Consider the following 21,799-nt stretch of genomic DNA (forward strand, 5'->3'; position numbering starts at 1 on the left):
CGGGGTTCGCGCCATGCCCGCATTCCAGCGACCGACGAGCGTGCCTGCCGCGCGCCCGACCGCCGCCGTCTTCCGGCTCGCCAGGGCGGGCCGCGGAGCGCGGCTCGCGCTGACGGCCGTCGTGGTCGCGGGCGCCGTGGCCGCGGGGGCCGCCTCTCCCGCCGTGGCGCAGGAGCTGACACGGCTCTACGCGCCGAAGCCGCCTGCCGGCTCGGCCTATGTGCGGGTGGTTGCGCTCGCCCGGCCCGGCGCGGCGATCGGCATCGGCACAGCCGCGCCCGCGCCGGTGGCGCAGGGCGACACCGCCACCATCTACCGCGTGGTGAAGGGCGGCGCGCCGCTCGCCGTCACCGTGGGCGGCGCCTCCGCGCCCGGCGCCATCGTGCCGGCGGCAGATGCCTTCTCCACGGTCGTGGTGCCGCCGTCCGGCCCGGCGGTGGTGATCACCGACCCCACCGAGGGCCGCAACGACCTGAAGGCGCAGCTGCGCTTCTACAATCTGGTGCCGGGCTGCGCCGGCGCGGTGGCGGTGGCCGATGGCGGCCCCACCGTGTTCGACGCCGTGGCCACCAACGACACCCGCCAGCGCGCCATCAATCCCATCGAGGCGAAGCTCTCGGCCCGCTGCGGGGAGGCCGCCGCGCCGCCGCTCACCCTGCCGCCGCTGAAGGCCGGGGACCATTACAGCCTGTTCCTCGTGCCCGGCGCCGCCGGCCCGGTTCTGACCGGCCAGCGCGACGAGACGGAGCCGTATCGCGGCCCCGCCAACTGATCCGGCCCGGACGCACCGCCCCATGGTCTTCGCCTCCGACAGCTTCCTGTTCCTGTTCCTGCCGGTGTTCCTCATCGTCTACGCGCTGACGCCGGGGGTGGCGCGCAATTTCGCCATCCTCGCCTTCTCCTGGCTGTTCTACGCGTGGTGGCGGGCGGATTTCCTGCCGCTCATCGTCTCCATCGCCGTGTGGTCGTGGGCCACGGGCCTGTGGATCGCGCGGGCGGAGGGGCCGGCGCGGCGGCGGGCGCTCGTCTTCGGCATCGCGTGGCCGCTCGCCGCCCTCGTCTGGTTCAAGTACGCCAACCTGCTGGTGCATTCGGCCGATGCGCTCGGCGCGCCGGTGGCCGGCTGGCAGGACGTGCTGCTCCCCATCGGCCTCAGCTTCTTCGTGTTCGGCGCCATCTCCTATTCCGCCGACGTGTTCACGCGCACGGTGAAGGCCGAGCCCTCGTTCGTGAACTACGCCACCTACCAGTCCATGTTCGGCCACCTCGTGGCGGGCCCGGTGGTGCGCTACGAGTGGGTGGCGCAGCGGCTGAAGGCGCGCACCTTCCACCGCGCCGAATTCATGTTCGGGGTGGAGCGCTTCATGCTCGGCTTCGCCCAGAAGGTGCTGATCGCCGACACGCTGGCCCCGCTGGTGGATGCCGGCTACGCGCTGGCCGAGCCGACCACGGTGGACGTGGCGCTGTGCGTGGTGGGCTACGCGCTGCAGCTCTATTTCGACTTTTCCGGTTACAGCGCCATGGCCATCGGGCTCGGCCTGATGGTGGGGCTGAAGTTCCCCGAGAACTTCGACAATCCGTATCTCGCCACGTCCCTCTCTGACTTCTGGCGGCGCTGGCACATCTCCCTCTCCACCTGGCTCAGGGACTATCTCTACATCCCGCTGGGCGGAAACCGCGGCTCGGCCGGGCGGGTATCCATGAACCTGCTCGTCACCATGGGCCTCGGCGGCCTGTGGCACGGGGCCAGCTGGACCTTTCTCGCCTGGGGCCTGTGGCACGGCTTCGGCCTGATGGTGGGGCGCCTGTGGAAGCATTTCGGCCTGCCCGGCACCGGGGCGCTGGCGGGCCACATCCTCACCCTCGCCTTCGTGCTGGTGGGCTGGGCGCTGTTCCGCGCCCAGAGCTGGGAGGAGGCGGGCGTGATCTTCTCCGGCCTGTCCGGGGCCAACGGGGGCGCGCTCTCGGATGCCATGGGCGCGGCGATCCGGCCGCTGGAGATCGCGATCCTCATTCTCGGCATCGGCCTCATCTATCTGCCGAAGCTCGTGCGCATCGACCCCTCCGCCCCCAATCCCGGGCATGCGCTCAGGGCGTGGACGGCGCTGCCGCTGTTCCTGTTCGCGGTCTATGTGCTTCAGGGGCGGATCGTCGTGCCCTTCCTCTATTTCCAGTTCTGAGCGGCCATGACGAAGCTCGCCCGCACCCTCGCAACCCTCGCCTTCCTCGCCCTCATGCTGACGGGCCTCGGCTTCGTCGCCGCGCACCTCGCGCGGGACGACACCGGCCTCGGCGGCGCCTTCACGCCCGCCAACCTGCTGGATGGCCGCTTCACCGCGAGGCTGGACAAGTCGGTGGTGGCGGCGCTGCCGAAGACGCCGGCGCTGGATGACCTGTCCTCGGGCCTTTCATATCGCCTGCTCGGCGATGCGGGGGCGCAGGTGCGCGCCGGCTGTCCGGGCTGGCTGTTCCTCGCCGAGGAGCTGACGGAGGTGAAGGGTGGCGCCGCAAACCTTGCGGCCCGCGCGCGCCTCGCCGGGCGCATCCGCGAGGCCATGGCCGCGCGGGGCGTCGCGCTGGTGGTGCTGCCGGTGCCCGACAAGGCGGAGCTGGCCGCCCGCGCCCTGTGCGGGCAGGACGTGTCGCCGCAGGCCCGCACCCGGCGGGCCGACTGGGCGGCCGCGAGCGCGCCGCTGGGGCTCGATCAGGTGGACATCGCCGCCGGCTGGCCGGCTGATGCGGTGCTGCGCACCGACACCCACTGGAACGTGGCCGGCGCGGGCTTCGCCGCCGGCCGGCTCGCGCAGGCGATCACCCGCCGCATCGGCCCCGGGGAGACGCGGGTGACGCTCAGCACCGGCGCGCCCGAGCTGCGCCCCGGCGACCTCATGCGCCTCGCCGGTCTCGCCCGCTCCTGGCCATGGTCCGGACCCGAGCCGGACCGGGTCGCGCCGGTCTCCGCCAGCATCGCCCGCTCCGGCGGCCTGCTGGACGACGTGGCGGCGCCGGCGGTCCTGCTTGCCGGCTCGTCCTATTCCCTCAACTCCGGCTTCCTCGAGCAGCTTCAGGCCGCGCTCGGCCGCGAGGTGGCGCAAAAGAGCCGCGAGGGCTCGGGCTTTGCCGGATCGCTGCTCGACGTGCTGGACGCCGGGGAGCGCCTGCCCGAGGGCGTCAAGCTCGTGGTATGGGAGTTCCCCGTCCGCGCCCTCACCCTGCCTTTGACCGAGGCCGAGCGCCGCCACCTCGGCGGCCAGACACCGGGAGACACTCGATGATTGAGCGCCCCTTCGCCCGCTTCCGCCGCGCTGCCGCGGGGCTCGCCCTGGCCGGCCTCGCCGCGCTGGCGGCGCCGCTGCCTGCCGCCGCGCAGGCGCCGGGCGGCACCGCCATCGTCATCGGCCGCGACGGCTGGCTGTTCCCCGGCTGGGAGAGCCTCGTTACCCTCGACCGCGCCGGCATCGCCGCCAACGTGGCCCTGCTTGCCGAGGCGAAGACCGCGCTGGCGGCGCGCGGCATCACCCTCGTCACCATGGTGGTGCCGCTGAAGGCCACCTTCTACGGCGACAGGCTGCCCGACGGCACCCGCGTCTCCGCCGACGTGGCCAGCCAGTACGACCTGATTCTCGGCGAGCTGAAGAAGGCCGGCATCGACACGGTGGACCTGCGCCCGGTGCTGAAGGCGGTGCAGGTGGGCCGGCAGACCAGCTTCTACCGCGCCGATTATCACTGGACCGCCTGGGCCGCCGAGGCGGCGGCGGATGCGGTGGCGCAGGCGATCCGCGCCAAGGTGCCGAAGCTCGCGGGGGCGCCCGGCGGCGACAAGCTGGGCGAATGGGTCACCCAGCGCCATCTCGGCGACCTCGCCGAGCGCTTCCTCACCCCCGACCAGCAGAAGCAGGTGGGGCCCGACCTCTACACCGTGCGCACCCCGCCGGCGGCGAAGGCGGGCCTGCTGGATGGCGGGCCGGCGCCGGTGCATGTGGTGGGCAACAGCTTCGTCCAGCCCTATCTCGGCTTCCCGCAGAAGCTGTCCAATGCCCTCGACCGGCCGGTGTCGCTCACCTGGAACCCGGGCAACGTGGGGCCGTGGCAGACCTTCCTGCAGTATGTGGGCTCCCCCGACTTCGCCAAGACCCCGCCGCAGGTGGTGGTGTGGCAGTTCAACGAGGGCCCCTTCCACAGCGGCCCGCAGGCCGCCGACCAGTGGGATGCACCCTCGCTGATGAGCGCCCAGACCTGGCGCGACCGCATGCTGGCCGCCGTGCGGAAGTAAATGCAAGGTTAACGACCGCTGGGCCGGGTGAACACTTTTCTCCCGGCCCGCGAATTCCTTGAGGGTGGCGATCCTGAAAAGCTGACGATAAAGTAAATCAATCCTTAAGCGAAAATTTTCATTTACCACAAGGGTTAAGGTTAACCGCCATTTAAGTAATCCCTGCGACGGTCGTGGCATGACCGTCGCGATCCACTTTCCCCCGCCTCAGTCTCCCGCTGCCCCGCGGGGCCGCCCCCGCGTCCTCGCGCGCATCGCCCTCGGGCTGATGCTCGCGGTCTCGGTCAGCGCGCTCACCCTGCAGGGCGCGGGAAGCGCCCGCGCCGAGCCGCCCGAGCTCACCGGCGCCGCCTGGGCCGCCGCCGACCGGGCCTATGTGGCCCAGCGCGAGAAGAAGTATTCCGAGACCGTCACCTACGCCCGCGAGGCGCTGAAGCTGCGCCCCGACGTGCCGCGCCTCTGGCTGCTGCTGATGGATGCGCTGGAGGCGCAGGGCAAGACGGCGGAGGCGGTCGCCGTCGGCAACGAGGCCCTCGCCGCCGGCATCAAGGACCAGACCCTCACCGCCCGCCTGAGGGCGCAGAGCAAGCTGCTGGCGCAGGCGCCCTCGCTCGCCGCCAACAAGGCGCTGGAAGCGGCCAATCCCAAGGCCGCCATCGATTACGCCCGCAAGGCCATCGCGCTGGTGCCGGACGATCTCAGCTACCGCATGCTGCTGGTCTACGCCCTCATCGCCGACGGCCAGATCGACGCTGCCGAGAAGGCGGCGGGCGAGGCGCTGGAGGTGGACCCGCAGTCCTTCCTCCCGCGCACCATGCGTGGCTACCTGCGCCAGCGGCAGGGCCGCACCGCCGAGGCGGAGCAGGATTTCGACGCCGCCCTGAAGGATGAGGTGCTCTCCGGCCCCACGGCGCGCGACGTGCGGCTGGTGATGGCGGATGCCGCCATCGCCGCCGGCCACCCGCAGCGGGCCATCAAGCTGCTGGAGCCGGTGCAGCCGGCCGATGCGGCGGTGGGCGCGCGCCTGCGCGTCGCCCGGGCCCAGGAGAAGAATCCGAAGATCGTGCCGGACAAGGCGTTCCAGACCCTGCCGGTGCCCTACCAGAAGTGCGTGGACACGCCCTATGGCCCGTCCTGCAGCCTCGTGCCCGCCACCACGCCCCCCGGCGGCGGGGTGAGCGACACCCCCGGCTACGACGCCGCGCTGGAGGCGTTCAACGCCTATCGCGAGGGCAATGACGCGCTGGCCGAGACCCGCATCCGCGAGGCGCTGAAGGAGAACCCCGGCAACGCCGCCTGGCGTCGCCTGCTGGTGGACACGCTGGAGCGCGCCAAGAAGTACAAGGACCTCGACGTCGCGGTGCGCGACGCCATCCAGCAGGGCGATGCCGACCCGACGCTGGTCGCCCTGCGCGCCGCCAACGAGAAGCGCCTCGCCGAGCCTCTGGCGGAACAGGCCATCAAGGAGATCGGTCGCGGCAAGGCGCCGGCGGCGGTCGCCCTCGCCCGGCAGGCGGTGGAGCGCGCTCCGGATGCCATGGTGTTCCGCATCGTCCTCATCCATGCGCTGATGGCCGCCGGCCAGACGCGCGAGGCGGAGACGGCCGCGGCGGGCGCCGTCGCCGACAATCCGCGCGAGCCGCTGCCCCATGTGCTGCGCGGCTGGCTGCTGCAGAAGCTGGGCCAGCGCGACGATGCGGTGCGCGAGTTCGACATCGCCCTCGCCAGCAACGTGCTGACCGACCTTGAGGACCTGAACTATCGCCTCATCGCCGCCAATGCGGCGCTGGCCGCGGGGCAGGCGCACGATGCGCTGAAGCTGCTGGAGCCGCTGGACGCTGCCCGCAACAAGGAGGTGGCGCCCCTGCGCAAGCAGGCGGAGGCGCTGGTGAAGACGCCGGGCGGCACCCGCCCCGCGCTGGTGGCGCCGGCGGTGCTGTGCCAGCCCACCAGCTACGGCGTCATCTGCTCGGTGTTCGCCGGCCAGACCATGCAGATGGCCGGCGCCGGGCTCAACCCGGCCGCCCCCGGCTATGCGGCGGCGAGCGCGGCCTATGCCGCCTTCGCCCGGCGCGACTATGCCACCACCATCGCCGAGGCCCGCCGCGCGGTGGATGCCGAGCCCGGCAACGTCAGCTATCAGGTGCTGCTGCTGAACGCCCTCACCTCCGCCGGCCGCTACGGCGAGGCGGAAGCGCTGGCGACCCGGCTGCTGGCCGGCAACCCGCGCGACGCGACGCTGCTGGTGCAGCGCGCCAATCTGCGCATGCAGGCGAAGGATTTCGGAGGCGCCATCCGCGATTACCGGGCAGCGCTCGGCGCCCGCGGACTGCCGGCCGCGCAGGTGCGCATCGTGCGCCTGTCGCTGGCGGATGCCGCGCTCTCGGCCAAGCAGCCGGAGCTGGCGCTGTCGGCGCTCGAGCCCTATGCCGGGGAGGCCAGCTACGAGGTGCAGGCGCGCCTCGGCTTCGCCTATCTCGCCCTCGGCGACAAGGAGGCCGCGCTCCAGGCCTTCACCATCGCCGCCGGACAGGCCCGCAGCGGCGAGGAGCGGCGCGCCATGCTCACCGCCCGCATCGGCCTTCTCTCCCAGCTCGGCCGGCAGGAGGAGGCGCGCCAGCTGTTCCTCGCCGCCTACACCAGCGGCGCCCTGCGCGGCATGAAGCCGGTGGACCTCGCGGTGATGGCCAGCCAGGCCGGCGAGGACGAGCTCGCCTACGACTACTTCTCGGAAGCCAACAGCCGCATGCAGCTGCGCGGCACCAATCTGGTGAACGCCGGCTACAACGCCCGGCGCACCTATCACAACGCCGAGGCGGTGGACTACTTCAAGGCCGCCATCGACGAGAACCGCGAGGGCAAGCTGCCGCTTGATCCGCAATATGTCTTCGGCCTGAGGCGCGAGGTGGCGGAGCTGACGCGCACGTGGGGCGCCTATGCCTCGGTCACCTACGGCCCGGTGGGCGTCGCCCCCGGCTCCTATCTGGTGCCGCCGACGCCCGGCGCGAACCGCACGGTCGGGGCGGGCGGCGAGATCTACTGGCGCCCGCCCGGCATCGGCTATCGCGACGGCTCCATCTTCGAGCTGTTCGTGCGCGGCTTCGGCACGCTCTACGACGAAGGCGGCGGCCCCACCGGCGTCGACACCATCCAGGGCAGCGTCGGCGCGCGCTGGAAGCCGCTGAAGACCGAGAATCTGGTGTTCGAGGTCTCCTACCTGTTCCCGGTGGGCCAGTTCTCGCGCGACGACGTGCTGCTGCGCGCCGCCTATTCCAAGGCCGAGGGCACCGATCTTCGGGTGGACGTGGACAACTGGCGCGCCTGGCAGATCTACGCGGACTACAACTACTTCGTGATGGAGCCGCAGACGGTGGCCACCTTCGAGGCGCGCTACGGCCACGCCTTCCGGCTGGACGCGCTCTCCGACCGGCTGGTGCTGTGGCCGTACCTCGCCATCGGCGGCGGCTACGACACGGGCTACGCCACCCCCTTCGCCCTCGGCGCCGGGCCGGGCATGACCCTGCGCTACTGGTTCAACGAGGACGAATACACGGCGCCGCGCTCCTATCTCGACCTGACGCTGCAATACCGCTTCAAGCTGGCGGGCGACGACCGGGCCGAGGGCATCTTCGCCGGCGCCTTCCTGTCCTACTGAGCAGGCGGGGCGCCGGCGCGCCCCGCTCCCTCTTGCGCCAAATCAAGGCGCCCGAACGGGTTGCGACGCAGGGTGCGGCCCATGAGCTGCCCCGCGACCTGCCCCCTTCCCCATTCCGCGCCCTTTGCCGCGTCCTTGCTCGACCGCGCCGCTTTGCTGGCGCGCTACGGTCAGCCGGTGCCGCGCTACACCAGCTATCCCACCGCCCCGCACTTCTCGCCGGCGGTGGATGCATCGACCTACGCCTCCTGGCTCGCCGGCGTGCCGCGCGATGCGGCGGTGTCGGTCTATGTCCACGTGCCGTTCTGCGCCGAGCTGTGCCTCTATTGCGGCTGCCAGACCGCGGTGGCGCGCACCCGCGCGCCGGTGAAGGCCTATGCCGAGCGGCTGGTGGACGAGATCCGTATGGTGGCGGCCCATCTGCCGGGCCGGCCCGCGCTCTCGCACCTGCATTTCGGCGGCGGCACGCCCACCATGCTGGCGGACGAGGACTTCGCCGCCGTCATGGGCGCGCTGCGCGAGGCGTTCGCCTTCGCCGCCGATGCGGAGGTGGCCATCGAGATCGATCCGCGCACCATGGACGCGGCCAAGGTGGCGGTGCTGGCCCGCGAGGGCTTCAACCGCGCCAGCCTCGGGGTGCAGGATTTCAATCCGGCGGTGCAGGAGGCCATCGGCCGCCACCAGTCCTACGCCGAAACCCAGGCCGTGGCCGACGACCTGCGCGCCGCCGGCATCAGCGCCATCAACCTCGACCTCATGTATGGCCTGCCCCACCAGGACGCCGCCTGCGTCCGCCGCACGGTGGAGGAGGCGCTGGGCCTCGATCCCGACCGCATCGCCGTGTTCGGCTATGCCCATGTGCCGTGGATGAAGAAGCACCAGGCGCTCATCCCCGAGGCGGCGCTCCCCGGCGCGCTGGAGCGGCTGGAGCAGGCGGAGCTGGTGAGCGACATCCTCGCCGGGCACGGCTACATGCCCGTGGGGCTCGACCATTTCGCCCGGGCAAGCGACCCCATGGCCAAGCGGGCGGCCGAAGGCACGCTGAAGCGCAATTTCCAGGGCTACACCACGGACGACGCTCCGGTGCTGATCGGCTTCGGCGCCTCCGCCATCGGCGCGCTGCCGCAAGGCTATGTGCAGAACCTGCCGGCGACGCCCCAGTGGCACAAGGCGGTCGAGGCCGGGACGCTTCCCATCGCCCGCGGCATCGCCCTGACGCCGGAGGACCGGCTGCGCCGCCACGTCATCGAGCGGCTCATGTGCGACCTCGCGGTGGACCTCGATGCCGCCTGCGCCCGCTTCGGCTTTCCGCGCGGCACCTTCGCGGACGAGCTCGCGGCGCTGGAGCCGCTGATCGCCGACGGGCTGGCGCTGCATCATGGCGCGGTGGTGGAGATCCCCGAACCCGCGCGGCCCTTCACGCGGGTCGTGTGCGCGGTGTTCGACGCCCGCCTCGCCGCCAGCCGGGCCGAGGCGCCGCAGCAGAAGCGCCACGCCGCCGCCGTGTGACGGCGCGGCACATGTGCAAGCGCCCGAGGGGCCTGTCCCGGCCTGCGGGGGACCGGGGCAGACCCCTCGGGCGCTGCGCGTGATCTTCCCTGGCGTCCTCGAACGAACCGGCCCCGGTGCCGGAAAAAGAAAAGGCCCGCGCCAGACCGCCCGAGGGCGGTACAACGCAGGCCGAGAGGGAGCACCGCGGACGGACAGCCGCGGCACGCCGGGGGAAACACTCAGGAATTGAGACGCTTCAGCGCGGCCCCGTCACGCAGAAGGATGCGGCGCGAGGAGGGGAGGGCGATGGCGGAGATCTCTTCCAGATGGGTCAGGGTGCGCGACACGGTCTCGATGGTGAGGCCGAGGAAATCGGCGATGTCCTGGCGCGACATGGGCAGCGTCACCTCGATGCCGCCGGTCGCCTGGCTGTTGCCGGAGCGGTTGGCCATGTCCAGCAGGAAGGTGGCGACGCGCTCCTGCGCAGTCTTGCGGCCCAGCACCAGCAGGTGATCCTGCGCGCGGCCGAGCTCGGCGGCGGTCAGGGCCCACAGGGCGTGCGCCAGCTCGGCATCGTCGGCGGCGCGGGAGAACAGGATGGTCCGCTTCACCCGCACCACCTTGCACTCGCTCACCGCCTCGGCGGAGAAGCGGTGGCGGGGCGCGGTTTCCCAGCCGAACACGTCGCCGGCGAGGCAGAAGGTCTCGATCTGGCGGCGGCCGTCACCGAGCAGCTTGCAGATGCGCACCGCGCCGGACAGGACGATGTAGAGATGCTCGGCCGCCTGATCCTCGCCGAAGATCTCGGCGTTGCGAGGATAGGTCGTCACCACGCCGAGACGGGCGACCACGTCCACCGGGCGGCGGGCCTCGGTCGTCTCCTCGCTCCAGCGGGCGGTCATGGGGTGGCCATAGGCCTTTTGGGCGATCGCTGCAGCGGGGCTCGGCATCGGTTGACCCTTCCATCCAGGTTGAGAAAGGGATAACCGGCGGTGGGCGCCGGAAAAATTCGGATCGAACACTTAAGTCGGGGCCCTTAAGTAGTCTTACGGAGGCCGGGCAAGGCGGTGAGCGAGGCGGGCAGGAACGTGATGCAACCCGAGGACACGGGCGCGCCGGCGCGCCCCGCCGCCGCGCGCGGGCGGGCGGACTGGCGCGACGTGGCGGGCGGCGTTCTCGCGGCGCTGCTGGCGTCCGCCCTGTGCGCCGCCGTGGGCCTCGCGCCGTTCCGCGCCGAGGGGCTCATGCTGCAGCTGGCGGCGGTGATGCTGGTGAGCGCGCGCGGGCTCTCCGCCGGCGGCGCCGCCCTCGCCACCAGCCTCGTGGCAGGCACCGCGCTTGGCTTCCTGCGCGGCGCGCCCGGCCCGGGCGGGGCGGATCTCGCGGCGCTGGGGCTGTTTCTTGCTGTCGGGCTCGGCATCGCGGTGCTGGGCGAGCGGCTGCGGCGGACCCGGCTCGACGCCGCCGCGCGCAATCGCGACCTGCTCGCCCGCGAGGCGCACCTCTCCTCCATCCTCGACACCGTGCCCGACGCCATGGTGGTGATCGATGAGCGCGGCATCATGCGCTCCTTCTCCAGCGCCGCCGAGCGCCTGTTCGGCTACACCGCGGCCGAGGCGGTGGGGAAGAATGTCGCCGTCCTGATGCCCTCGCCCCACCGGGAGGCGCATGACGGCTATATCATGCGGTATCTTGTCACCGGCGAACGCCGCATCATCGGCATCGGCCGGGTGGTGGTGGGCGAGCGCAAGGACGGCACCACCTTCCCCATGGAGCTGGCGGTGGGCGAGATGCGCTCCGCCTCCGAGCGCTTCTTCACCGGCTTCATCCGCGACCTCACCGAGCGGCAGGAGACCGAGGCCCGCCTGCAGGAGCTGCAGGCCGAGCTGGTCCACATCTCCCGCCTCACCGCCATGGGCGAGATGGCCTCCACCCTCGCCCACGAGCTGAACCAGCCGTTGTCCGCCATCGCCAACTACATCAAGGGCTCGCGCCGCCTGCTCGATTCGGGGACGGTGAAGGTGGAGATGCTGCAGGGGGCGCTGGAGAAGGCGGGCGAGCAGGCGCTGCGTGCCGGCCAGATCATCCGCCGCCTGCGCGATTTCGTCTCCCGCGGGGAGAGCGAGCGGCGGGTGGAGAGCCTCTCCAAGCTGGTGGAGGAGGCAAGCGCGCTGGCGCTGGTGGGCGCCAAGGAGCACGGCATCCAGGTGCGCTTCCAGTACGATCCCAAGTGCGACCTCGTGCTCGCCGACAAGGTGCAGGTGCAGCAGGTATTGCTGAACTTGATGCGCAACGCCCTGGAGGCAATGATGGAGGCGCCCCGGCGCCAGCTTCTGGTGAAGTCCGAGGCGGCGGAGGACGACATGGTGATGGTGAGCGTCTCGGACACGGGGCATGGCATCTCGGCCGAGTTCGCGCCACAGTTGTTCACGCCGTTCGTCACGACCAAGCGCCACGGCATGGGGGTTGGCCTGTCCATCTCCCGCACCATCATCGAGGCCCACGGCGGCCGCATCTGGGCGGAGCCGAACCCGCAGGGAGGCGCCGTGTTCCGGTTCACGCTGCGCGCGGTGGGAGAGGAAGCGACGCTGAATGACTGAGGCAGGGATGTCCGCGGTGATCCACGTCATCGACGACGACGAGGCCGTGCGCCAGTCGCTCGCCTTCCTTCTGGCCACCGCCGGCCACACGGTTCACGAGCACCCGTCGGCGCGCCACTTCCTGGAGGCCGGCCTGCCGGCCGCCGATCCGGATGCGGCCTGCATCATCACCGATGTGCGCATGCCGGACATGACCGGCATCGACCTGTTGCGCCTCCTGAAGGAGAAGGGCTCCACCGTGCCCGTGGTGGTGGTCACCGGCCATGGCGACGTGCCGCTGGCGGTGGAGGCCATGAAGCTCGGCGCCGCCGACTTCCTGGAGAAGCCGTTCGACGACGTGGCCATCCTGGACACGGTGAAGTCCGCGCTGGCGCTGCGCCAGCGGTCCAGCCAGCAGGATGCGCTGCGCGAGCAGGTGGCGGACCGCATCGCCGCCTTGTCCCAGCGCGAGCGCCAGGTGCTGGAGTGCCTGGTCGCCGGTCAGGCCAACAAGACCATCGCCTATGAGCTGGGCATCAGTCCTCGCACGGTAGAGGTATACCGCGCAAACGTGATGACCAAGATGAAGGCACAGAGCCTGTCGGAGCTGGTGCGCATGGCGCTCCTGTCCGGCATCACCCCCGGCGCGGCCTGAGCGGCGTCGGGCTTGATCTAACTCAAGGCCATCCACCCCCATCGCGCCCTAACTTAAGTCTGACCGACCACGTGGACCCACGAACGGGTCGTGGGAGGAATTCAGGGATGATCGTGTCCGAAGAGGCGCCGCCTTTCGTCGTCCATGTGGTGGATGATGATCCGGCCGTCTGCAGCTCGCTGAAGTTCGCGCTGGAGGTCGATGGCTTCAGCGTGCGGACCTATGCGCGCTCGGAGGAGGTGCTCGAGGCGGATCTCTCCCGCAAGGGCTGCATGATCGTGGACTACAATCTACCCGGCCTGAACGGCCTCGACCTCCTCACGGAGCTCGACCGGCGCGACGTTCACCTGCCGGCGTTTCTGATTACCTCCAATCCCACCCTCAACGTCCGCCGCCGCGCAACGGCGCAGGGCGTCGCCATCATCGAGAAGCCGCTGCTGGGCAACCAGCTGAGCGAGGCGGTTCGGGACAGCTTCGCGCGCTTCCGACCCTGCTGAGCCTGCGGTGCGACGCCGCTGCGTCGTCACTTCGTCTTCTTCCCTCTCGTTTCCGGGCCCAACTTGTCATCGTCCGGCGCTAGACTGCGCCGGACGCCGCAGCAGCGAGGCCGCCCATGACCACGCGCAATCTCGACGCCCTCTTCCATCCCGCCTCCGTCGCCCTGGTGGGCGCCAGCAACCGGCCCGACACCATCGGCGCCGTGGTGGCGCGTAACCTGTTCGAGGCGGGGTTCAACGGCCCCATCCTCACGGTCAATCCCAAGGAGCGGGCCATCCGCTCCTCGCTGAACTACGCCTCGGTGGCGGACCTGCCCATCGCGGTGGATCTCGCCGTGATCGCCGCGGCGCCCGACAGCGTGCCGCAGGCCATCGCCCAGCTGGGCGAAAAGGGATGTCGCGCCGCGGTGATCCTGCCGGCGGGCTACGGGCCGAACGACCGCATCGACAAGCCGGAGCAGCGCCAGGCGGTGCTCGACGCGGCGCGCCCGCACCTGCTGCGCATCCTCGGGCCCAACGGGCTCGGCTTCATCTCGCCGCGCGCCAACATCAACGCCAGTCTCGCCCACCTGATGCCGGCCAAGGGCGACGTGGCGTTCGTCAGCCAGTCCCGCGCCATGACGGCGGCGGTGCTGGACTGGGCGCACGCCCGCGGCTTCGGCTTCTCCCACGTGGTGTCGCTGGGCGACAGCGCGGACGTGGATTTCGGCGACCTGCTCGACTATCTCGCCCTCGACAACACCACCCGCGCCATCCTGCTCTACGTCGAGCACGTGAAGGACGCGCGCAAGTTCATGTCGGCCGGGCGCATCGCCGCCCGCGCCAAGCCGGTCATCGTCATCAAGGCGGGACGCGGCGCGGCGGGCGAGCGGGCGGCCATGTCCCACACCGGCGTGCTCGCCGGCAGCGATCTCGTCTATGACGCCGCGTTCCGCCGCGCCGGCATGCTGCGCGTGCACGAGCTGCGCGAGCTGTTCGAGGCGGTGTCGACCCTGTCCGCCGGCATCCGCCTCACTGGCGACCGGCTCGCGGTGCTCAGCAATGGCGGCGGCGCGGCGGTGATGGCGGTGGACGCGGTGGAGACGGCGGCGGGCCGCCTCGCCACCCTCACCCCCGAGACCACGGAGGCGCTGGCCAAGGTGGTTCCGGTCACCGGTTCGCGCTCCAATCCCGTCATTCTCACCGGCGACGCCAACGGCGCGCGCTACGGCGAGACGCTGAAGCTGCTTCTGGCGGACAAGGGCTCGGATGCGGTGCTGGTGCTCAACACCCCGACCGCCCTCGCCGACAGCGGGCAGGCGGCGGACGCGGTGATGGCCGTGCTGGAGACCCGCTCGCGCGCCCCGGTGCTCACCTGCTGGCTGGGTGAGACCGCCGCGGCCGGCGCCCGGCGTCGCTTCGCCGCCCGCCGCATCCCCACCTACGAGACCCCCGACGAGGCGGTGCGCGCGTTCGGCCATCTCGTCTCCTACCAGCGCAACCAGACCCTGCTGATGGAGACGCCCCCGGCCCGCACCTTCGACGAGCCGGACCGGCAGAAGGCCCGCACGCTGGTGGAGAAGGTGCTGGCGGAAGGCCGCAGCGCCCTCACCGAGGTGGAGGCCAAGGCGGTGCTCGCGGCCTATGACATTCCGGTGGTGGACACCCGCATCGCCACCACCCCCGAGGAGGCCGGCGCGCTCGCCGCTTGCATCGGCTGCCCGGTGGTGGTGAAGGTGCTGTCCCACGACCTCACCCACAAGTCCGACGTGGGCGGCGTGCGGCTCGACCTGCGCTCCCCGGCGGCGGTGGAGGAGGCGTGCCGCGCCATCATCGCCTCGGTGGCGGAGAAGCGGCCGGATGCGCGCATCCAGGGCTTCACCGTGCAGGCCATGGTGCGCCGCCCCAACGCGCAGGAGCTGATCGCCGGCATCGCCTACGACAAGACCTTCGGCCCGGTGGTGCTGTTCGGCCAGGGCGGCACGGCGGTGGAGGTGATCGGCGACCGGGCGGTGGCGCTGCCGCCGCTCAACGGCGTGCTGGCCCGCGAGATGATCGAGCGCACCCGCGTCTCGCGCCTGCTCGCCGGTTATCGCGACCATCCTCCCGCCGACATGACCGCGGTGGCGGGCACGCTGGTGAAGATCGCCGAGCTGCTGGCTGACCTGCCGCAGATCGCCGAGCTCGACATCAACCCCCTGCTCGCCGACGAGAACGGGGTGATTGCGCTCGACGCCCGCATCGTGGTGCATGAGACGCGGGTGGAGGGTACCCACCGCTTCGCGATCAAGCCCTATCCGGCGGACGACGCCACCGAGCTGGCGCTGACCGACGGCTCCAGCGTCATCCTGCGGCCGATCCGTCCGGAGGACGAGCCCGGCCTCGTGGACATCGTCCACCGCTCCGATCCGCAGGACGTGCGCATGCGCTTCCTCGGCTCGGTGAAGGACTTCCCCCACCTCATGGCCGCCCGCCTGTCGCAGATCGACTATGACCGCGAGATGGCGCTGGTGGCGGTGGAGGACTCGGGCGAGATCTGCGGCGTGGTGCGCATCATCGCCGATCCCGACAACGAGGAGGCCGAGTACGCCGTCATGGTGCGCTCGGACATGAAGGGCAAGGCACTGGGCTACCAGCTAATGACCCAGATCCTCGACTACGCCCGCCGGCGCGGCCTGCGCAAGGTGTTCGGCGACGTGCTGCGCGAGAACGGGCCCATGCTCCACCTCGCCGAGGACCTGGGATTCAAGGTCTCGAACAGCGAGGACCCCACCGTGATGCGGGTGGTGATCGATCTCGCCGCCACGGCCCGGGCGCCGGCGACGCCTCCGGAAACGGCCCCCGCTCCGGCTTGACGGGGCGCGCGGTCAACGCGATATGGCTATTGCCTCTCGGGCGGGCAGGTATCACCATGGCGAGATTCCGGACGCAGGCCCGGCGAACCGCGCCGGCCCGGGTGGTGGGATGGAGACAAGAACGACGCCGACGGCTGCGGCTTGCCGAGGCCGGCGCGCGGACGATATGAGAAGAAGCGGCACTTCGGAATGGTGAGCGACGCCAACGAAGCAGCTCACGGCCCCTGGACGTCGGAATATCTTGCGCTGCACGACCCGGTGACCAGCCTGCCCAACCGGCTGCTGATGACGGAATTCCTGGCCGGCGCCCTCAGTGCGCCGCAGGAGGGCCGGCGCGCGCTCGCCGTATTCTGCTTCGCGCTCGACAATTTCAGCCAGCTCAACGACACCTACGGCGCCACGGCGGGCGACCTCATCCTCGCCGAGACCGCGCGTCGCATCCGCCGCTGCGTGCGCGACCATGACATGGTGGCGCGGGCCGGGCCCAACACCTTCGCCCTGGTGGCCACCGGCCTCGCCGATGCCAGCGGCATCGACGGGCTCGGACGCCGGCTGCAGGCGGCGCTGGGCGGACCCGTTCCCCTGCCGTCCGGCGCGGTCGCCTATCCGCAGGCCAGCATCGGCATCGCGGTGGCGCCGCTGGATGCCGACGAGGCCGAGGCGCTGGTCCGCTGCGCCGAGATGGCGCTGGAGGCCGCCCGCCGCGAGGGACCCGGCGCCTGCTGCTACTTCGCCACCGGCATGAACGACGGCCAGGCCAGCCGTCGCACGCTGGAAAGCGACCTGCGCCGCGCCATCGCCGGCGACGAGTTCGTGCTCATGTTCCAGCCGCGCTGCGATGCGCGCACGCTGGAGCTGCTGGGGGTGGAGGCCCTCATCCGCTGGAATCACCCGCGGCTCGGCCTGCTGGTGCCGGACGAGTTCGTGCCGGTGGCGGAGAAGAGCGGCCTCGTGGTGCCGATCGGCGAATGGGTGATGCGCAAGGCGTGCGCCACCATCGCGCGGATCTCGGGGCTCAACGTCTCGGTGAACGTCTCGGTGGTCCAGTTCCGCGACGGCGAGCTGGTGGACATGGTGGAATCCGTGCTCGCCGCCACCGCGCTCCCGGCCCACCGGCTGGAGCTGGAGGTGACCGAGAGCGTGCTGATCGAGAACACCGACAAGGCGCTCGACATCCTCTCCAACCTCAAGAAGATCGGCGTGCGCCTGTCCATGGACGATTTCGGGACCGGCTATTCCTCGCTCGGCTACCTGCGGACCTTCCCGTTCGACGCCCTGAAGATCGACCGCCGGTTCGTCGGCGACCTCGACAACTCCAAGGGCGCGCTCGCCATCGTGCAGGCCATCCTCGGCCTCGGCCGGGCGCTGGGCATGCAGGTGGTGGCGGAGGGGGTGGAGACCGAGAGCCAGCTCGCCGTGCTCACCGCCGATTCCTGCGATGAGGTGCAGGGCTTCTATCTCGGCCGCCCCATGACCGAGGAGGCGCTGCTCGCCTTCGTGGCGGAGCGCCGGCTGGCGAGTTGAGCGCCGCTCCGGCCGGAACCCTCGATCGGCGGGCGCGTCACTTCGGTCGTCCGGCCCGGGCGAGGAGCAGCCAGCCGGCGACGCCGACGGCGCCCAGGGCGTAGCTCATCAGGTCGGGACGCACGGCAACCCGGATCAGGGCATTGGCACCTTCGAGATCCCGCCATCTCACCTTGAGATCGCGGGTGCCGCCCGCCCGGCTGAAGCGGCAGGGGGCCACCGTGTTGCCGTGGCTGAACAGGCTGAGACGGAGGCCGTCATAGGCGAGGCCGCGGCGCTCGCCTTCGGCGCCGCAGAGCGGCTTCACGACGGCGAGCGCCACCGTCCACGAAAACACCGTCGCCGCCAGCATCACCCCCGCGAGCAGCGCGAGCCCGCGCAGGCCCGCGCGCAGGCGCATGTGCCGGGTGGCGAAAGGGGCGGCGGGCGGTGGCGTCACAGCCAGGGCGCGGGCCGGTCCAGCGCGATCAGCGCCTCGGCCTCGACGCGCGGCCGCACCACCGCGGCAGCCGATCCGCGCACCAGCACCTCCGGCACCAGCGGGCGGGTGTTGTAGGTGCCCGACTGCACGGCGCCATAGGCGCCGGCGGTCATGACGGCGAGCAGGTCGCCCGCCTTCAGCTGCGGCAGCGGCCGGTCGAGGGCGAGGAAATCGCCGGTCTCGCACACCGGGCCCACCACGTCGGCGATGACCATGGGCGCGTCCGGCGCCGGCTCGGCCACGGGGATGATGTCGTGGTGCGCCTCGTAGAGAGTGGGGCGGATCAGGTCGTTCATGGCGGCGTCCACCACCACGAAGGTCTTGCCCTCGCCGTGCTTCACATAGATCACGCGGGTGACGAGGATGCCGGCATTGGCCACCAGCATCCGGCCCATCTCGAACACCAGCGGCAGCTTGAGGTCGCCCAGCGCGCGGCCCACCACCTCGGCATAGGCGGACGGGGCGGGGGGCACCGGGTCGGACGCCGCATAGGGCACGCCGAGCCCGCCGCCGAGATCCATGTGGTGCAGCTTGTGGCCGGCGGCGAGGAGGTCGCGCGCCAGCTCGGCCAGCAGGGTCACGGCATTCTCGAACGGCGCCATGTCGGTGATCTGGCTGCCGATGTGCATGTCCACGCCGGTGATGGCGAGGCCGGGCAGGCGCGCCGCCGCGTCGTACACCTCGCGGGCGCGGGAGATGGGGATGCCGAACTTGGTGGCGGACTTGCCGGTGGAGATCTTCTTGTGGGTCTTGGCGTCCACGTCCGGATTGACGCGCACGGAGACCGGGGCGGTGACGCCCATGGCGGTCGCCACCTCGGAGAGGGCGGCAAGCTCGGGCTCGCTCTCCACGTTGAAGCACAGGATGCCGGCGGAAAGCGCGGCCGCCATCTCGTCCCGGGTCTTGCCGACGCCGGAGAACACGATGCGCTCGCCCGGCACGCCCGCCGCCCGCGCCCGCATCAGCTCGCCCGCGGAGACGATGTCCGCCCCGGCGCCGAGGCGCGCGAGCGTCGCGATGACCGACTGGTTCGAGTTGGCCTTGAGCGCGTAGCACAAAAGCACGTCGCGGCCGGCGAAGGCCTCCATGAACACCCGGTAGTGCCGCTCCAGCGTGGCGCTGGAATAGCAATAGAAGGGGGTGCGCAGCTCCGAGGCGAGGGGAGTGAGGTCCACGTCCTCGGCGAAGAGGCGGCCGTTGCGATAGTCGAAGTGGTGCATGGAAACGGGGCGGTCCGTGCGCGCGTGAGCCGGAGGGGCCCGGAGGGCGGATCCGGGCGGGAGCCTGGGATGGGCCGGAGCCGGAAGGCCGCCTTGCGGGGCGCCACCGGCTCGGCGTCGGGTGATGGGCCGTTCGGCCCGGCGGGAAAATGCGCCGAAACCGGGGGCGGAGGCAACGCCCGTGTGCGCCGCCGGCCTGGTTGCGGGGCACGCGGGCGCGGAGGGCGTCGCTGCGGCACCGGCGGGCGGGCACCCTGAGGGCCCTCGCGCCGATGCCGGGGTCGAGATCCTGATGCGTCCGGAGCGCGCGCGGGACTGCACCGGGGCGCAGTATCGCTTGACGCAGCGGCTTCTGCGCCCCGCCACGCGCGGGGGTGCGCTGCGGCCGCGCTCCTGCGAATGGCGGAACCTGGTTGGCGATGCCGGCAGGCCACCGGGGACGGGCGACGATCCGCGGCGCGACGGTCGGGACGCCACGCGGAGGGCCGCGCCCGGTCGTCGCTTGCGCGCGTGCAAGCGATCCTGCTCTGTGAAGGGCGTATGATTGCGCGGGTCAGGGCGGGAAGGCCGGAGCTTCGAAACGCCCATCCGGACGATCGATCTCGATCGCGCCCCCGGACCCCGTTCCCGCCGGTGACGCACCCGCCGGGGCGTCGCAGCGGGCCGCACGCCAACTCGACGCGGCCAACTCGACGCGGCCAACTCGACGCGGCCAACTCGCCGCGGCCAAGTTGCTGCCGCGATCTCACGTCGCCCGGCCGCCGGAGCGGCCGGAGGTCAGAGCAGCCCGTCGAGCACGAACGGCTGGTTCGGCCGGTTCACGCCCTGCAGCAGCTGCTGCGAGCCGGTGGTGCCGGCAGCGGGCTTCTTCTGCTTCTCCCAGTCCGCATGGGGCGTCGCGCTGTCATAGAGCTCGGCGGCCGTGCGCGGTGGGACATACGTGTTGGGGTCCGGCTTGGTGCCGGGCTTCGGCGCCGGCGGGGTCGCGGTGGCCGGCGGCGCGGCAACCTGCGCGCCGGGCGGCGGCTCAAGCGGGCCCTTCACGCCGCACGCCGCAAGGGCGAGGGCGCCGCACAGGGCGAGGGGGACGAGAAGGGGTCGCATCAGGGCCCAGCCGTTCGGGAACATTCGGGCGCCACTATAGCCCGCGCTGCGGCAAACGCGAGCCCCCGTCCCGCGCGGGGTGGGGGAGCGGCGCGGTGTCACGCCGCGCCCAGCTTCTTCAGCCAGCGCTTCGCCTGTGCCCGCACCCGCGTCGGGGCGGTACCGCCGTAGCTGGTGCGGCTGCGCACGGAGCGCACCACGGACAGCACGGAGAACACGTCGTCGGTGATGCGCTTGTCCACCGCCTGCATCTCCTCCAGCGACACCTTGTGCAGCGCCACGCCCTTCTCCGAGGCGAGGGCGACGATGCGGCCGGTGATGTGGTGCGCCTCGCGGAACGGGATGTTCAGCGCCCGCACCAGCCAGTCGGCGAGGTCGGTGGCGGTGGAATAGCCCTGGCCGGCGGCAGCAGCCATGCGCTTCTCGTCGGGCACGAGGTCCCGCACCATGCCGGCGGTGGCGGCGACCACCAGGGAGAGGGCGGAGAAGGCATCGAACGCGCCTTCCTTGTCCTCCTGCATGTCCTTGGCATAGGCCAGCGGCAGGCCCTTCATCACCACCAGGATGCCGGTGAGCGCGCCGATGATGCGCCCGGCCTTGGCGCGCACCAGCTCGGCGGCGTCGGGATTGCGCTTCTGCGGCATGATGGAGGAGCCGGTGGTGAAGGCATCCGACAGCTTCACCAGCGCGAACGACGGCGAGGTCCAGATCACCACCTCCTCGGCGAAGCGCGAGAGGTGCACGGCGCAGATGGAGGCGGCCGAGAGCGTCTCCATCACGAAGTCGCGGTCGGACACGGCGTCGAGCGAATTGGCGGTGGGGCGGTTGAAGCCGAGCGCCGTCGCGGTCGCCTCCCGGTCGATGGGGAAGGAGGTGCCGGCGAGCGCCGCCGAGCCCAGCGGGCACTCGTTCAGGCGCTTGCGCGCATCCGCCAGCCGGCCGCGATCGCGCGCCGTCATCTCCACATAGGCCATCAGGTGGTGGCCGAAGGTCACCGGCTGGGCCGTCTGCAGGTGGGTGAAGCCGGGCATGACGGTGGCGGCATGGGCCAGCGCCTTTTCCGCCAGCGCGCGCTGGAGGTCGGCGAGCTGCGCGTCGAGGGCGTCCACCGTGTCGCGCACGTAGAGGCGGAAGTCGGTCGCCACCTGGTCGTTGCGCGAGCGGGCGGTGTGGAGGCGGCCGGCGGGCGCGCCGATCAGCTCCGCGAGGCGGCTCTCCACGTTCATGTGGATGTCCTCCAGCTCGCGCCGGAAGCTGAACTTGCCCGCCTCGATCTCTGACAGGATCGTGTCTAGACCCTTGGTAATCTTGTCGGCATCTTTCGCCGCCACGATGCCCTGGGCCGCGAGCATCTTCGCATGCGCCTTGGAGCCGGCGATGTCCTGCGCATAGAGGCGCTGGTCGAAGCCGATGGAGGCGTTGATCTCCTCCATGATGGCGTCGGGGGCAGTGCTGAAGCGCCCGCCCCACATCTTGTTGCTCATGA

General features: G+C 71.5%; 16 protein-coding genes. 11 read left to right on the forward strand and 5 right to left on the reverse strand.

The window, feature by feature from the left end:
- The first annotated feature begins 13 nt into the window (after positions 1 to 13).
- The 6 genes from V5F49_RS11210 to hemN all read left to right on the forward strand — a co-directional run bounded on the left by V5F49_RS11210 (position 14) and on the right by hemN (position 9,437).
- A complete protein-coding gene (locus V5F49_RS11210; RefSeq protein WP_394115724.1) occupies positions 14 to 772 on the forward strand; it encodes an alginate O-acetyltransferase AlgF in 759 nt (252 codons plus the stop codon).
- 22 nt (positions 773 to 794) lie between these two features.
- Entirely contained in the window at positions 795 to 2,180 is a 1,386-nt protein-coding gene (locus V5F49_RS11215) for an MBOAT family O-acyltransferase (RefSeq protein ID WP_394115723.1), read from the forward strand.
- A 6-nt stretch (positions 2,181 to 2,186) separates the two neighbouring features.
- A complete protein-coding gene (locus V5F49_RS11220) occupies positions 2,187 to 3,275 on the forward strand; it encodes an alginate O-acetyltransferase AlgX-related protein (RefSeq protein ID WP_394115722.1) in 1,089 nt (362 codons plus the stop codon).
- Positions 3,272 to 4,273, forward strand: coding sequence for an alginate O-acetyltransferase AlgX-related protein (locus tag V5F49_RS11225; RefSeq protein WP_394115721.1), 1,002 nt, complete (start codon positions 3,272 to 3,274; stop codon positions 4,271 to 4,273). Before V5F49_RS11220 ends, V5F49_RS11225 begins: the two co-directional genes overlap by 4 nt.
- Positions 4,274 to 4,451: 178 nt before the next feature.
- Positions 4,452 to 7,928, forward strand: coding sequence for a bacteriophage N4 adsorption protein A (locus V5F49_RS11230; protein WP_394115720.1), 3,477 nt, complete (start codon positions 4,452 to 4,454; stop codon positions 7,926 to 7,928).
- An 81-nt stretch (positions 7,929 to 8,009) separates the two neighbouring features.
- Positions 8,010 to 9,437, forward strand: a complete 1,428-nt coding sequence (gene hemN / locus V5F49_RS11235; protein WP_394115719.1) for an oxygen-independent coproporphyrinogen III oxidase — start codon at positions 8,010 to 8,012, stop codon at positions 9,435 to 9,437.
- A gap of 221 nt (positions 9,438 to 9,658) precedes the next feature.
- On the opposite strand, the gene V5F49_RS11240 is transcribed toward hemN, so the two are convergent.
- A complete protein-coding gene (locus tag V5F49_RS11240) occupies positions 9,659 to 10,369 on the reverse strand; it encodes a helix-turn-helix domain-containing protein (protein WP_394115718.1) in 711 nt (236 codons plus the stop codon).
- A gap of 141 nt (positions 10,370 to 10,510) precedes the next feature.
- On the opposite strand from V5F49_RS11240, the gene V5F49_RS11245 reads away from it, so the two are divergent.
- The 5 genes from V5F49_RS11245 to V5F49_RS11265 all read left to right on the forward strand — a co-directional run bounded on the left by V5F49_RS11245 (position 10,511) and on the right by V5F49_RS11265 (position 17,508).
- The gene (locus V5F49_RS11245) at positions 10,511 to 12,019 is read left to right on the forward strand and encodes a PAS domain S-box protein (RefSeq protein WP_394115717.1); all 1,509 of its coding nucleotides are present in this window, start codon (positions 10,511 to 10,513) and stop codon (positions 12,017 to 12,019) included.
- Positions 12,012 to 12,653: a response regulator FixJ gene (gene fixJ / locus V5F49_RS11250; RefSeq protein WP_394115716.1), complete on the forward strand. Its 642-nt coding sequence runs from the start codon at positions 12,012 to 12,014 to the stop codon at positions 12,651 to 12,653. The genes V5F49_RS11245 and fixJ overlap by 8 nt, the downstream gene beginning before the upstream one ends.
- A gap of 107 nt (positions 12,654 to 12,760) precedes the next feature.
- Complete coding sequence (locus V5F49_RS11255; RefSeq protein WP_394115715.1) at positions 12,761 to 13,150, forward strand: response regulator transcription factor; 390 nt, start codon at positions 12,761 to 12,763, stop codon at positions 13,148 to 13,150.
- Between the two features lie 116 nt (positions 13,151 to 13,266).
- Positions 13,267 to 15,984 (forward strand): bifunctional acetate--CoA ligase family protein/GNAT family N-acetyltransferase, encoded by a 2,718-nt coding sequence (locus V5F49_RS11260; RefSeq protein ID WP_394115714.1) that lies wholly within the window; start codon positions 13,267 to 13,269, stop codon positions 15,982 to 15,984.
- A 189-nt stretch (positions 15,985 to 16,173) separates the two neighbouring features.
- Complete coding sequence (locus tag V5F49_RS11265) at positions 16,174 to 17,508, forward strand: putative bifunctional diguanylate cyclase/phosphodiesterase (protein WP_394115713.1); 1,335 nt, start codon at positions 16,174 to 16,176, stop codon at positions 17,506 to 17,508.
- Positions 17,509 to 17,545: 37 nt separating this feature from the next.
- Here V5F49_RS11265 and V5F49_RS11270 read toward each other — a convergent pair whose 3' ends face one another.
- The 4 genes from V5F49_RS11270 to argH form a co-directional block, all read right to left on the reverse strand.
- Positions 17,546 to 17,908: a hypothetical protein gene (locus tag V5F49_RS11270; RefSeq protein WP_394115712.1), complete on the reverse strand. Its 363-nt coding sequence runs from the start codon at positions 17,906 to 17,908 to the stop codon at positions 17,546 to 17,548.
- 35 nt (positions 17,909 to 17,943) lie between these two features.
- The gene (gene lysA, locus V5F49_RS11275; protein ID WP_394115711.1) at positions 17,944 to 19,209 is read right to left on the reverse strand and encodes a diaminopimelate decarboxylase; all 1,266 of its coding nucleotides are present in this window, start codon (positions 19,207 to 19,209) and stop codon (positions 17,944 to 17,946) included.
- 777 nt (positions 19,210 to 19,986) lie between these two features.
- Positions 19,987 to 20,313: an LPS translocon maturation chaperone LptM gene (gene lptM, locus V5F49_RS11280; protein ID WP_394115710.1), complete on the reverse strand. Its 327-nt coding sequence runs from the start codon at positions 20,311 to 20,313 to the stop codon at positions 19,987 to 19,989.
- A gap of 98 nt (positions 20,314 to 20,411) precedes the next feature.
- Complete coding sequence (gene argH / locus V5F49_RS11285; RefSeq protein ID WP_394115709.1) at positions 20,412 to 21,797, reverse strand: argininosuccinate lyase; 1,386 nt, start codon at positions 21,795 to 21,797, stop codon at positions 20,412 to 20,414.
- Positions 21,798 to 21,799 lie beyond the last annotated feature (2 nt).

Source organism: Xanthobacter lutulentifluminis, from assembly GCF_043194675.2.
Classification (GTDB): domain Bacteria; phylum Pseudomonadota; class Alphaproteobacteria; order Rhizobiales; family Xanthobacteraceae; genus Xanthobacter.

Bases quoted from the DNA above. Each gene is read 5' to 3' on its own strand.
- V5F49_RS11265 (WP_394115713.1), top strand. From the start codon at position 16,174: ATGGTGAGCGACGCCAACGAAGCAGCTCACGGCCCCTGGACGTCGGAA.
- V5F49_RS11270 (WP_394115712.1), bottom strand. From the start codon at position 17,908: ATGCGCCTGCGCGCGGGCCTGCGCGGGCTCGCGCTGCTCGCGGGGGTG.
- V5F49_RS11215 (WP_394115723.1), top strand. From the start codon at position 795: ATGGTCTTCGCCTCCGACAGCTTCCTGTTCCTGTTCCTGCCGGTGTTC.
- V5F49_RS11260 (WP_394115714.1), top strand. From the start codon at position 13,267: ATGACCACGCGCAATCTCGACGCCCTCTTCCATCCCGCCTCCGTCGCC.
- fixJ (WP_394115716.1), top strand. From the start codon at position 12,012: ATGACTGAGGCAGGGATGTCCGCGGTGATCCACGTCATCGACGACGAC.
- V5F49_RS11255 (WP_394115715.1), top strand. From the start codon at position 12,761: ATGATCGTGTCCGAAGAGGCGCCGCCTTTCGTCGTCCATGTGGTGGAT.
- V5F49_RS11240 (WP_394115718.1), bottom strand. From the start codon at position 10,369: ATGCCGAGCCCCGCTGCAGCGATCGCCCAAAAGGCCTATGGCCACCCC.
- hemN (WP_394115719.1), top strand. From the start codon at position 8,010: ATGAGCTGCCCCGCGACCTGCCCCCTTCCCCATTCCGCGCCCTTTGCC.
- V5F49_RS11245 (WP_394115717.1), top strand. From the start codon at position 10,511: ATGCAACCCGAGGACACGGGCGCGCCGGCGCGCCCCGCCGCCGCGCGC.
- V5F49_RS11210 (WP_394115724.1), top strand. From the start codon at position 14: ATGCCCGCATTCCAGCGACCGACGAGCGTGCCTGCCGCGCGCCCGACC.
- V5F49_RS11225 (WP_394115721.1), top strand. From the start codon at position 3,272: ATGATTGAGCGCCCCTTCGCCCGCTTCCGCCGCGCTGCCGCGGGGCTC.
- lptM (WP_394115710.1), bottom strand. From the start codon at position 20,313: ATGCGACCCCTTCTCGTCCCCCTCGCCCTGTGCGGCGCCCTCGCCCTT.
- V5F49_RS11230 (WP_394115720.1), top strand. From the start codon at position 4,452: ATGACCGTCGCGATCCACTTTCCCCCGCCTCAGTCTCCCGCTGCCCCG.
- argH (WP_394115709.1), bottom strand. From the start codon at position 21,797: ATGAGCAACAAGATGTGGGGCGGGCGCTTCAGCACTGCCCCCGACGCC.
- V5F49_RS11220 (WP_394115722.1), top strand. From the start codon at position 2,187: ATGACGAAGCTCGCCCGCACCCTCGCAACCCTCGCCTTCCTCGCCCTC.
- lysA (WP_394115711.1), bottom strand. From the start codon at position 19,209: ATGCACCACTTCGACTATCGCAACGGCCGCCTCTTCGCCGAGGACGTG.